The organism is Amycolatopsis suaedae (genome assembly GCF_004214935.1).
Taxonomy (GTDB): Bacteria; Actinomycetota; Actinomycetes; order Mycobacteriales; family Pseudonocardiaceae; genus Amycolatopsis; species Amycolatopsis suaedae.
Map to the genome: position 1 here is coordinate 192,896 of NZ_SFCC01000011.1, position 11,599 is coordinate 204,494.

The following is an 11,599-nucleotide window of genomic DNA, read 5'->3' on the forward strand; positions in this document are numbered from 1 at the left end:
CTCGGTGAAGGGCGGTGACCATGGATGCGATCCTGGAGGACTTCGCGCGGCACTGGCCCGTCTACTGCTCCATCCCGCTGGTCGCCGCGCTCATCGGGTACGTGACGAAGCTCGTCGCGATCCGGATGATGTTCCAGCCGCTCGAGTTCGTCGGCATCAAACCGGTCTTCGGCTGGCAGGGCATCGTTCCGAAACGGGCCGCGCGGATGGCCGCCATCGCCTGCGACACGATGACCCAGCAGCTGATCCGGCCGAGCGACGTCATCGAGCGGCTGGACGCCGAACGCGTGGCGAAGGAGATCGAGAAGCCACTGCTCACCGCTGCCGAGGAGATCGTGCGCGAGGTGGCGGCCGAGTACCAGCCCGGGCTCTGGGAGTCGCTCCCCGCGCAGGTGCAGCGGGTGATCATCCGGCGCGTTCAGGCCGAGTCCCCGCGCATGATCGGAGAGGTGCTGGAGGCAATCAAGGCCGACGTGGACAGCGTCTTCGACCTCAAGGACATGGTCGTCACGAGCCTGGTCAAGGACAAGCGGTTGCTCAACCGCATCTTCCAGGAGGCGGGGCGCAAGGAGTTCCAGTTCATCGCCAGGTCGGGCATCGTCTTCGGCGGGCTGATCGGCCTTGTCCAGATGGTCGTGTGGGTGTTGTTCAAACTGCCGATCATCATGCCGCTGTTCGGTCTGTTCACCGGGTGGTTCACCGACTGGCTGGCGCTGAAGATGATCTTCCATCCGAAGCAGCCGGTGCGGTACTTCGGCCTGTTCGAGTGGCAGGGGCTCTTCCTCAAGCGGCGCGCCGAGGTGTCGGAGTCCTACGGCGAACTGATCGCCAAGGAGATCATCACCCCGCACAACGTCATCGAGGCGGTGCTGCGCGGACCACTCTCCGACCGGGTGCTCGCGTTGATCCAGCGCCAGGTCGACAGCGAGCTCTCCCGGCATGCCAGCGTGGCGAAGCCGCTGGTCGTGATGGCCGTGGGCAGTGCGCGCTACCAGGGGATGAAGCGCCGGATCGCGCAGCTGATCATGGCGCGGCTGCCGGAGACCATGCGGTACATCGAGGACTACGCCGAGGACGCGATGGACATCCGCAACCTGCTGGTCACGAAGATGAAGGAGCTGGAGCCGGAGGAGTTCGAGGGGCTACTGCGTCCCGCCTTCCAGCAGGACGAGTGGATCCTGATCGCCACCGGCGCGCTCCTCGGCTTCGCTGTCGGTGAGGCTCAGGTCCTGCTCCTGGAGCATTTCGCGCGTTGATCGCCACCCCGCTTGCGCACCGTCGATCAAGTCGCTAAGCTCGAACATGCGTTCGAGTGAGATGGCGGAGTCGGTACCGCGGTCCTGGCCGCGGGAAGACGCCGACGATGAGATGTGACTGCTGTGGGAGTTCTTGAACTTCTTACGGCGCACGGCGGTCAACAAGGTCTCGGGGCTGACTTTCGAGCAGGCGGCGGGTGCGCCGTTCCCGTCCTCGCCCGAAATGAACGCCCTCGGTTTGATCAAGCACCTGACGGCGGTCGAGCGATGGTGGCTCTCGATCGTCGGCGGAGGCTCCGATCTGCCGGACCTGTGGGGTGACGCCAGTGACCACGACCACCTGTTCCGCCTCGGCAAGCAGGTGCCACCAGTCGAGGTCGTGGCGGCCTACCGTGAGGAATGGGCCCGGTCGGAGAACGCGCTGGCCGGCATGCAGGCCAGCGACCGGGTCCGCCATCCGGGTGAGCAGAAGACCGTGCGGTGGGTGCTGACGCACCTCATCCAGGAGACCGCGCGCCACGTCGGTCATCTCGACGTGCTCCGCGAGTTCGCGGACGGTGAGGTCGGTGAGTGAACTGAACAGGCTGGGAACGGGGCGACACCGCAGTCCCGTATTCCGATGAGCCCGGGTGGGTGGACGAGCTTGCGGTGGTCGTCCACCCACCCTCCTCCTGAGCGCGCCGCTGCACCGTCCCGTGTGGACGGTTGCCGCTCCTTTGTGGCGCGAGTCGTCGGCGATGTTGCGCACCTTGCGCTCGCTGCTGCCAATCCACGTGTCGGTGACGTGGGGCGATCCGTCGCGACACAGCGTGCTCGGCCAGGCGTTGCGTTCCGTGCGTAAGCGTTCGTCGACGGTGGCCGGGAGCATCGCGACATTCTCGGGGTAACCCGTTCGCTCGGTCGCGCGATGTGGGAGGTGCCACTACCGTGTGCTAAGAGGCCGGCGTCGGCTGGGGCGGACGCCGCAGCGGTGGGCGCTGGGCATCTTAGTCCATCGGCGGCCGATGAGGGTACGTTACTGTTGGCCTTCTCACGCATGTTTCTTCGTTGTTGCAGGTAGCCTGCCTGCCGCCGAGAGCTCGCGCTGAGCCGACATTGGCATTCTGTTAGGTTCGATTGACATGTCCGGAAAGCACTTGATCGAATCTCCGACCAAGGCAGACGGCGCCGCACTGTGGAGAATCGCGCGTGATTCGCGGAAGTTGGACCTGAACTCCGCGTACGCATACCTCTTGTGGTGTCACGATTTCGCTGACACGTCGGTCGTGGCACGGGTCGATGGTGAAGCGGTTGGCTTCGTGATCGGTTACCGCAAGCCCTCCGCGCCGCAGACCCTCCTGGTCTGGCAGGTGGCCGTCGACGCCTCCCAAAGAGGAAAAGGGCTGGCAGGGGAGCTGCTTGACGCGTTGTTCGATCGGGTGACCCGGCAGGGAGTCCGCTACCTGGACACCACCATCACGCCGGACAACGAGGCGTCGATCAGGTTGTTCAGCTCATTCGCCAAAAGGTGGGACACCGATCTGGAGCACAGCGAGCTGTTCTCCGCCGCGGATTTTCCGGACGATGACGGCGAACACCAGCCCGAGGACCTTTACCGTATCGGGCCGCTGAGTCCGCGTTAACAATCGCCGTTTAGGCGTCAAGACTTCACAAAGACACCCAGCAGGGGAAACGAGAACGCAGTGACTATTTTCGACAAGCTCGAATCAGAGGTCCGCAGCTACAGCCGCGGCTGGCCGGTCGTCTTCGACCGGGCGCAGGGGAGCTGGATCTACGACGAGGACGGCCGGGCCTATCTCGACTTCTTCGCGGGCGCGGGCGCCCTCAACTACGGGCACAACAACCCGGTGCTGAAGCAGGCACTGATCGACTACATCTCCCGCGACGGCGTGACGCACGCCCTGGACATGTTCACCGTGGCCAAGCGGGACTTCCTTGAGGCACTGGACCAGAAGATCCTGAAGCCGAGGGACCTCGACTACAAGGTCGTCTTCCCCGGCCCGGGCGGCGCGAACGCCGTCGAGGCGGCGCTCAAGCTGGCCCGCAAGGTGACCGGCAAGGAGTCGGTCATCAACTTCACCAACGCCTTCCACGGCATGACCCTGGGCGCGCTGTCGGTCACCGGCAACTCCATGAAGCGCGGCGGTGCGGGCATCCCGCTCGTCCACGCCACCCCGATGCCGTACGACAAGTACTTCGACGGCGCCTACCCGGACTTCCTCTACTTCGAGCGGCTGCTCGAGGACTCCGGCAGCGGCCTCAACGAGCCCGCCGCCGTGATCGTCGAGTCGCTGCAGGGCGAGGGCGGCATCAACGCCGCGCGGCTCGAATGGCTGCGGGGTCTGTCCGAGCTGTGCCGGCGCCACGACATCCTCCTCATCCTGGACGACGTCCAGATGGGCTGCGGCCGGACCGGCCCGTTCTTCAGCTTCGAAGAGGCGGGCATCAAGCCCGACATCGTCTGCCTCTCCAAGTCCATCGGCGGCTACGGCCTGCCGCTGGCCATCACGCTCATCCGGCCGGACCTCGATGTGTGGGAGCCGGGCGAGCACAACGGCACGTTCCGCGGGATCAACCCGGCGTTCGTCACCGCCGCCGAGGCGCTGCGTACCTACTGGAACGACGACGCACTGGAGAAGTCGACCAAGGCCAAGGGCGAGCGGGTCGGCGCTGCGTTCACCGAGATCGCCGAGTCCTACCCGGACGCCGGCCTGGTCGCCAAGGGCCGCGGCCTGGCCCGTGGCCTCGAGTTCGCCAGCGGCGAGCTGGCCGGTCAGGTCTGCGCCGCGGCGTTCGAGCGCGGCCTGCTGATGGAGACGTCCGGCCCGGACGGTGAGGTCATGAAGGTCCTTCCGCCGCTGACGCTTACCGACGACGAGCTGACCAAGGGCCTGGACATCATCGGCGAAGCCGTCCGCGCAGTCCTGGCCAAGTAACCACCCCGAAGAACAGACACCGAGGAGAGCACCTTGATCGTTCGCACGCTGGACGAGGTCACCGACACCGAGGCCGACATCAAGACCCCGAACTGGCGCAGCAAGCGCATCGTTCTGGCCAAGGAGAAGGTCGGGTTCTCCGTGCACGAGACCACGATCTACGCGGGAACGGTGAACGACTTCTGGTACGCGAACCACATCGAGGCGGTGTTCGTGTACGAGGGCGAGGGCGAGATCACCAACAAGGCGACCGGCGAGACCTTCGAGCTCAGGCCGGGCACCCTCTACCTGCTCAACGACCACGACAAGCACCAGGTCCGGGCGAAGACCGACATCCGGACCGTGTGCGTGTTCAACCCGCCGGTCACCGGCAAGGAGGTCCACGACGAGAACGGCGTGTATCCGCTGGTCGTCGAGGACGACGAGGCCGAACGGACCGCATAGTCCCCACCACGAAGCGGGGTTGTACGCAAGTAAGCGAGATTTGGAGGAGGCGAGCAGCCTTGACGGTTACCGACACCGCTGTTGGCGACAGTTATCCGACCCGTATCGCCGCGACGGTGGAACCCATCGAGCGGACGGACCCCACGGTGTGGGGTTCCGAGGCGGACGGTCCGATCGATGGTGCGACGCTGGCGTCCCACGACGCCAAGGGCTACTCGATCGTCGAGGGCCTGTTGTCCCCGGCGGAGGTGCAGGGGTACTGGCAGGAGCTGGTGCGGCTGTCCTCCGACGAGGAGCTCAAGGCGGACGAGCGCGTGATCACCGAGAAGCAGCACGGTGAGGTGCGCTCGATCTTCGAGGTGCACAAGATCAGTGAGCTGATCAGCGAGCTGACGCGCGACCCTCGCGTGCTGGACAGGGCGCGGCAGATCCTGGGGTCCGAGGTCTACATCCATCAGAGCCGGGTGAACTACATGCCCGGTTTCCGGGGCACCGGGTTCTACTGGCACTCGGACTTCGAGACCTGGCACGCCGAGGACGGCATGCCCCGTCCCCGTGCGGTCAGCTGCTCGATCGCGCTCACCGACAACTACCCGTTCAACGGTGGTCTCATGGTGATGCCCGGGTCGCAGCGGACCTTCGTGCCGTGCGTGGGGGCGACTCCGGACGAGAACTACAAGTCCTCGCTCAAGGAGCAGAAGATCGGCGTTCCGGCCGAGGAGGACATCACCTCGCTCGCCGCCGAGTACGGGATCGACCAGTTCACCGGGCCCGCCGGTTCGGCGTTGTTCTTCGACTCGAACATCATGCACGGGTCGGGCAACAACATCACCCCGTACCCGCGGTCGAACATCTTCCTGGTGTTCAACAGCGTCGAGAACACCCTCCAGGCGCCGTTCGCGGCGAGCAAGCCCCGGCCCACCTTCATCGGCAGCCGCGACTTCACTCCGCTTACCCGCTGACGTCCACGACGAGCACGGCCCCGCACCGCCAGTTCCCGATCTGGTGGTGCGGGGCCGTGCTCGTGCTGCACACCGGCGAATCGAGTCCGCCGGCTTGCCGTCGGCACCGGTTCCCCCGAGCGAGAGGAACCACCGGCCATCGGCAACGACTGCCACCTCGGTCCGCATCCGGTGTGGCGGCCATAACGTAACAGGCAGCGAGCAGTCCGCTACCCGCACCCCGTCCCGATGAGCCGTTATCGCTGATCGGATACTGATCCTCACTAACTGTCGCCGGTCGGATGCTCTTCGCGGTAGGTTGTCAGCACTCGACACGACCCGGGGGAGGCGGACGTGAGCGAGACCGAGGTGAGCCCACCGAGACGGGCGACCTTTCAGCTTCTCGGGCCCGTGCAGCTGTTCGCCGACGACAAGCCGGTACCGGTCGGGGGGCCGGGCGTTCGCGGTCTTCTGGCGCTACTTGCCTTGCACGCCAACAAGGTGCTGCCGCTCGACGACATCATCGACGGCCTGTGGGGACACGATCCGCCCGCCACCGCGCGGACGATCGTGCACGGCAACGTGTCGCACCTTCGCCGGGTCCTGCGGTCCATCCAGGGGGATGACGAGCAGGGGGCGCAGATCCACACGCGACCGCCCGGCTACCAGCTCAGCGTCGATCCACTGCAGATCGACGTCCATCGCGCGCACCTGCTGTTGGAGCAGTCGGCGACGGCCCGGCCGGAGCGCAGGGCGAACCTGCTCGCGGAGGCGTTCGCCCTCTGGAAGGGCCCGGCGCTCGGCGGGGTGCCCGACTCGATCACCGCCCCGGAGCTGGACGACCTGCGGCTGGCCGTCCACGCCGCCCGGGTGGACGCGGAGCTGGAGCTGGGCAGGCACGCCGAGCTGATCTCCGAGCTGACCACGATGGTGCGGGAGAACCCGCTCGCCGAACGCACCATCGGTCAGCTGATGCGGGCGCTGTACCACGCGGGTCGCAGGGCCGACGCCCTTGAGGTCTACCGCCGGGCCTCCCGGCACGTCGTCTCGGCACTCGGCATCGATCCCGGGCCCGAGCTGCGGGAGCTGCACGACCGGATCCTGCGGGACGAGCTCGGCGGGCCACCGGCCGCGCCCCAGCCCCGGCCGAGGTCCGACACCAACCGGCAGGCGCCGAGTCAGCTGCCTCCGGCGGTACCGGCCCTGGCGGGGCGCGACACCGAGCTGGCCTGGCTGGACGACCTCGCCGCGCGGGCGGAACACGGCGCCAGCATGGTGGGCCTGCTGACCGGTGCTGCCGGCGTCGGGAAGAGCACGCTGGCGGTGTCCTGGGCGCATCGGCGTGCCGCGCGGTTCCCCGACGGGGTCCTGTTCGCCGCGCTGCGTGGCTTCGATCCGGAGCATCCGCCGCTCGACCCCGCCGACGTCCTCACCCAGTTCCTGCTGGGGCTCGGTGTGCCGGCCGCCGAACTCCCGGAGACAGCCCATGCCCGGGTGGCGATGTACCGCTCGCTGCTGGCCGACGCCAGGGTCCTCGTCGTACTCGACGACGCCCGCGCGGCCAGCCAGGTACAGCCGCTGCTCCCGCCGGGTCCGGGGTCGGTGGCGGTGGTCACCAGCCGGGCCCGGCTGGACGGGCTGGTGGTCTCCAGCGCCGCCCGGGTGTGCGCGCTGGACACCCTGCCGTCGCGGGACGCCGTCCGGCTGATCGAGGAGCTGGCGGGGCCGTCCGAACACAACAGCCGCCTCGCCGAGCTGTGCGGGCACCTGCCGCTGGCGTTGCGCATCGCCGGAGCCCGGCTGGCCGCGAGCCCGCGCTGGACGGCCGAGGACCTGGTCGCCGAGCTGACCGACGAGCACACCCGGCTGGCCGCGCTCGACGTGGACGGCGTGGACCGCGCGGGCACCAGCGTGCGGGCCGCCTTCGACGTCTCCTACCGGGGCCTGCCCCCTGACGTCGCCGCGCTGCTGCCGGGGCTCGGTGTACTCACCGGGCAGGCTTTCGAGCCGCATGTCGTCGCCGCGGCCCACGGCATCCGGCCCGAACACGCGCGGCGCGGGCTGCGCATCCTCGCCACCCACCACCTCGTGACCGAGACCGCGCGCGACGTGTTCACCCCGCACGACCTGGTTCGCCTCTACCTGCGTGACCTCGCCGCCGCGGAGCTGTCCGCGCAGGCGCGGGAGTCCGTGTTCGACGCGGTGGTGCGTTATCACCAGACGGCCGCCGACCGGGCTCGCAGGCGACTGCTGCGGATCGTCGATCCGCTGGACTTCACCGGACGCGACGGCGCCGACGTCCCGGCCACGCCAGCCGTCGACTCGATCGACGCCGCGCTCGACTGGTTCGACGCCGAGTGGCCGAACCTGATGGCGACCCTGGAAGCGGCACGCGCCGCGGGCCGCGACGAGCAGACCTGGCAGCTGGCCAGGGTCATGCACACCTACCGGGTGGTGCGCCCGTTGCGGGACGACTGGACCAGGCTGGTCGAGATCGGCCTGGCGGCCGCGGTCGACGCGGACAGCGACCTCGGCCGCTGCTGGATGCTGATCTCCCGGTGCGGGGTGGCGCTGACGTTCGGCGTCCCCGAGGGCGGGCTGGCCGATGCGCAGGCGGCGGTGGACATCGCCGAACGGCTCGGTGACCCACGCCTGGTCACCTCGACCCACATCCATCTCGGGGCCGCCCAGTCGGCCACGGCGCGGTACGAGGACGCCATCCGGACGCTGCGTGCGGTCATCGCCGAGACCGAGCGGACCGACGACCTGGCCCTGCGCGGACAGGCGCTGAACAACTGCGCGGAGGCGGAGAAACAGCTCGGCCACTTCACCGAGGCCATCGAACTGCAGGTCGGTGCGCTGGAGATCGATCGCAAACTCGGCGACGACAGTTACGCGGTCGTCTCGTTGAACAACCTCGCGGAACTGTCGCTCGGTGTCGGTGAACTCGACGAGGCCCGGCGCTACGCCGAGGACGCCATCGAGCTGGCCACGACCAGGGCCTTCACGCTGCAGGAGGGCGTCGCCCGCCGGGTGCTGGCCCGGATCCTCACCGAGCAGGGCGACGTGGACGGCGCGCGGGAGCAGCTCGCGCTCTCGGTCGAGCGGCACGAGCAGGCGGATTCCCAGCTCGTCGAGGAGCTGTCCGCCGAGCTGGAAGCCCTCGCCCAACTGGGTGAAGACGCCGTTTAGCGGATTCTTAGCGAGTGAGAGAGCGCCGTCAGTAGTCTCCGTTTTGCACGGTGATCGCGTTGCCTGGGGAGGGGCGCTTTCCGCGTTCGCCGGTCCCTGTGGAACCGGGGCGGGTTCCGCGTGGGGCAATCGGGAGCCGTGGGGAGGCGGCCCCGAGGCGGGCCGGTCGGTGCTCCGGAACGGGAGTGCCGGCCGGTTTGGCCTCACCTCACCCGCGGCTCCTGAAATCAGTCGAAGAGGCTGGTCTCGGGGGTGATCTCGAGCAGCTCGTACACCGGGCGGCCGCGACGGCCGTCGATGGTGGTCGACCGGACCACCCGCAGCCGGGCGGTAACCGGGTGGTCCAGGTTCTCCTTGATCTCGTCGAGAAGGTCCGGTGCCACGGCGCCCTGCACGGTGCCGCCGGACTCCCGCTCCAGATAGAAGATCCGCCGCCGGGTCCGGACCCCGTCCAGGCGGCCGGACACCGTCTCGTAGCCGACGGCCTCCCGTGACTCCCGCAGGCTGCTGTGCAGCACCCTGGCCTGGTCGGTGGTCATGCTGCGGGCGACCTCGTCGCCGGACGTCGGGGTCAGCTGCAGGCCGATGCCGGCGTTCTTGATCACCGCGGAGACGATGTCGCTGACGGCGTTGCGTACCGTGTCGCGCTGCAGCAGCACCGCGTCCAGCGCGCCGTCGTCGGACCCGTTGGCCGGGAGGAAGTCGCACAGCTCCTTCACCGCGCGCTCGGACAACGTCTCCAGCCCGTCGTGGATGAGCGCGTCCGCAGGCTCGGGCTCGGGGAAGCCGAAGAACAGGGTGTTGCCGGCCTGGCCTCGCTGGATCAGCGGTGCCTTCTCCCGGTCCGCGGGCTGGACGTAGGTGATCTCGCTCTGTGGGTCGCGGATGATCCGGCCGATCTTGGCCGCCGCGTCCTGCAGGGCCCTGCCGATGTCGGAGAAGGTGTACGCGTCCTGCTGCGTCGAGCCGAACACCGAGACCCGCAGCAGCGGCGACCGGCAGGTCCGCTCGAACTTGGCGTGGGCCGCGAGCAGGGACGCCCGGGTGAGATCGTCCAGCCAGGTGCCGCCGGGGATCTCCGCGGCCAGCCGCTGGAACCGTTGCCTGGTCACCAGCGCACCTCCACGAAACCCTTCACCAGACCGTCGATCGGCCCGTACGGGCCGCGCACGCTCGCCCAGGCCTCCTCCCAGACCTCCTCGTCGCCGGGATGGCACAGGTAACCGTCGAGCAGGCCACCGACCGGCTGCACGTGGTCGAGGTACATCGCGGGCTGGCCGATGATCGCGCCGCGCTGGGTCAGCAGGCCGTACAGCGCCTCCCGGTCCCGTCCGGACAGCTTCTTCAGGCTGCCCCAGTCCTCGGGAAGGAGAACGACGTCGAGCCCGATCGGCATCTCGTCGGTGTGCAGGACCAGGCCTCCGTCGATCCACGCACGCCCGGCCGGGATGACCCGCGCGACCATGCCGAGATAGGCGTTCAGCGCGCTGAAGAGGATTTCCCGCTCGTTCTGGTGCGGGGCGTCGCAGACGAGCCGCTCGTAGATGTCGGCGAGATCCGCCGGGTGGATCCCCGGTGGGAGGACCCGGTCCGCGGTCCAGTGCGGCAGCGGCATACCGGCAAGTTACCAGCCGCCACGGTGGTGCTCGGCGGGTGGCCAGTCTTCCTCCCGCGGCCACTCCGGCGTCGCGCCGGGATCGTCGACGGCCTGCGGCACACCCGGTTCGGCGTACTCGTCGGGCCAGTCGACCGTGCCGGTGTGCTCGGCCACGGGCTCGTCCGGGTCCTCGGCGGGGAAGGTGGCGACGGGCTCGGCCGGCTCGTGACCGTTGTCGTCCCAGCCGGCCGCACTCGCCGCGGGGAACAGCTGGGTGTGTTCCTCGGCGGACATCGGATGGTCGGCCGGCGCCTCGTCGTAGTCCTCGTCGTGCTCCGGGTACGCCTCCAGCGCGACGGCACCGCCCGCGGCGAGTGCCGGAGCGGCTGCCTCGTCCCGCTCCCGTTCCAGTTCGGCGACGCGTCCGCGGTGGATCCGGGTCAGTAGCAGGCCGGTCAGCCCGCAGCCGAGCGCGAACGCCACCAGCAGCCAGATCCAGATCTCTCCGAGCAACCACAGCATGGAAATCCCTCCCCCGGTCTCTAGCGGACCGTGACCTCGACCCTGCGGTCGTCCCCCGCGCCCGGCTTCGGCCGGGTGTCGCCGAACCCGACGGCGGTGACCCGTTCCCGGTCCACACCGCCCTCCACCAGGAGCCTCGCCACCGCGTCGGCACGTTCCTGGGACAGCCTGCGAGCGGTCTCCTCGTCACCCGGAGTGCGTGCGACGTGGCCGCCGACCTCCACCGCGGTGCCTTCCGGCGCGGCGATGACCAGCTCGGCGACCTTTGCCGCGGTGCGCCTGCCCTCGGCGGTCGGTTCGGCGGTGTCCGGGACGAACGCGATCGGATCCGCGGCGAGCAGCCGGTCGATCTCCGCCTGCAGCGCGGCTTTGGGGTCGTCGGTACCGGCACTGGCCGGTGTACCGGCGGCGACGGCGGCGGTGTCCACCTGGACCACCCGCACACCCTCCACCGCCCGCACGGCGCTGCTCGCCTTCTCGGCGAGATCGGCGGGGACGCCGGTGATCCGGCCGTCCCTGCCCTCGAAACTGACGGAGGCGCCCTGCACGCCGGCCGACGACAGGGCAGCGCGCGACCGGTCGGCCAGATCGGACTCGATCCGGCCGCCCTGCCACCAGCCGGCCGCGCCGGCGAGCGCGCCGGTCACCACCAACGCGACCGGCACGAGCACCCAGACGCCTCGGCGCGAAACTGCCATGCCCAGCACTGTA

General features: G+C 69.0%; 11 protein-coding genes. 7 read left to right on the forward strand and 4 right to left on the reverse strand.

Features of this window, described 5'->3' with window-relative positions; genetic code table 11:
* The first annotated feature begins 20 nt into the window (after window positions 1-20).
* The 7 genes from EWH70_RS22590 to EWH70_RS22620 all read left to right on the forward strand — a co-directional run bounded on the left by EWH70_RS22590 (window position 21) and on the right by EWH70_RS22620 (window position 8,769).
* Window positions 21-1,256 (forward strand): DUF445 domain-containing protein, encoded by a 1,236-nt coding sequence (locus EWH70_RS22590; RefSeq protein ID WP_130477475.1) that lies wholly within the window; start codon window positions 21-23, stop codon window positions 1,254-1,256.
* A gap of 133 nt (window positions 1,257-1,389) precedes the next feature.
* Window positions 1,390-1,830 (forward strand): DinB family protein, encoded by a 441-nt coding sequence (locus tag EWH70_RS22595; RefSeq protein ID WP_420809085.1) that lies wholly within the window; start codon window positions 1,390-1,392, stop codon window positions 1,828-1,830.
* Window positions 1,831-2,377: 547 nt separating this feature from the next.
* Window positions 2,378-2,878 (forward strand): diaminobutyrate acetyltransferase, encoded by a 501-nt coding sequence (gene ectA, locus EWH70_RS22600; RefSeq protein ID WP_130477476.1) that lies wholly within the window; start codon window positions 2,378-2,380, stop codon window positions 2,876-2,878.
* A 60-nt stretch (window positions 2,879-2,938) separates the two neighbouring features.
* Entirely contained in the window at window positions 2,939-4,192 is a 1,254-nt protein-coding gene (gene ectB, locus EWH70_RS22605; RefSeq protein ID WP_130477477.1) for a diaminobutyrate--2-oxoglutarate transaminase, read from the forward strand.
* A gap of 33 nt (window positions 4,193-4,225) precedes the next feature.
* A complete protein-coding gene (locus tag EWH70_RS22610; protein ID WP_130477478.1) occupies window positions 4,226-4,636 on the forward strand; it encodes an ectoine synthase in 411 nt (136 codons plus the stop codon).
* A 59-nt stretch (window positions 4,637-4,695) separates the two neighbouring features.
* Window positions 4,696-5,598: an ectoine hydroxylase gene (gene thpD, locus EWH70_RS22615; protein ID WP_130477479.1), complete on the forward strand. Its 903-nt coding sequence runs from the start codon at window positions 4,696-4,698 to the stop codon at window positions 5,596-5,598.
* Window positions 5,599-5,931: 333 nt separating this feature from the next.
* On the forward strand, window positions 5,932-8,769 hold the full coding sequence (locus EWH70_RS22620; RefSeq protein ID WP_240687147.1) for an AfsR/SARP family transcriptional regulator: 2,838 nt from the start codon (window positions 5,932-5,934) through the stop codon (window positions 8,767-8,769).
* Between the two features lie 227 nt (window positions 8,770-8,996).
* On the opposite strand, the gene EWH70_RS22625 is transcribed toward EWH70_RS22620, so the two are convergent.
* Genes EWH70_RS22625 through EWH70_RS22640 form a run of 4 tightly spaced genes read right to left on the reverse strand, consistent with a single transcriptional unit; the run spans window position 8,997 to window position 11,586 of the window.
* Window positions 8,997-9,881 carry a hypothetical protein gene (locus tag EWH70_RS22625; RefSeq protein ID WP_130477480.1) on the reverse strand — a complete coding sequence of 295 codons (885 nt, stop codon included), beginning with the start codon at window positions 9,879-9,881 and terminating at the stop codon, window positions 8,997-8,999.
* Window positions 9,878-10,384 carry a DUF6932 family protein gene (locus EWH70_RS22630; protein WP_130477481.1) on the reverse strand — a complete coding sequence of 169 codons (507 nt, stop codon included), beginning with the start codon at window positions 10,382-10,384 and terminating at the stop codon, window positions 9,878-9,880. Before EWH70_RS22630 ends, EWH70_RS22625 begins: the two co-directional genes overlap by 4 nt.
* A gap of 9 nt (window positions 10,385-10,393) precedes the next feature.
* Window positions 10,394-10,888, reverse strand: a complete 495-nt coding sequence (locus EWH70_RS22635) for a hypothetical protein (protein WP_130477482.1) — start codon at window positions 10,886-10,888, stop codon at window positions 10,394-10,396.
* 20 nt (window positions 10,889-10,908) lie between these two features.
* Window positions 10,909-11,586, reverse strand: coding sequence for an OmpA family protein (locus EWH70_RS22640; protein ID WP_130477483.1), 678 nt, complete (start codon window positions 11,584-11,586; stop codon window positions 10,909-10,911).
* Between the last annotated feature and the right edge of the window lie 13 nt (window positions 11,587-11,599).

Excerpts from the sequence above, each read along its gene's own strand:
- EWH70_RS22590 (WP_130477475.1), top strand. The coding sequence starts at position 21 with ATGGATGCGATCCTGGAGGACTTCGCGCGGCACTGGCCCGTCTACTGC.
- ectA (WP_130477476.1), top strand. The coding sequence starts at position 2,378 with ATGTCCGGAAAGCACTTGATCGAATCTCCGACCAAGGCAGACGGCGCC.
- EWH70_RS22630 (WP_130477481.1), bottom strand. The coding sequence starts at position 10,384 with ATGCCGCTGCCGCACTGGACCGCGGACCGGGTCCTCCCACCGGGGATC.
- EWH70_RS22635 (WP_130477482.1), bottom strand. The coding sequence starts at position 10,888 with ATGCTGTGGTTGCTCGGAGAGATCTGGATCTGGCTGCTGGTGGCGTTC.
- EWH70_RS22640 (WP_130477483.1), bottom strand. The coding sequence starts at position 11,586 with ATGGCAGTTTCGCGCCGAGGCGTCTGGGTGCTCGTGCCGGTCGCGTTG.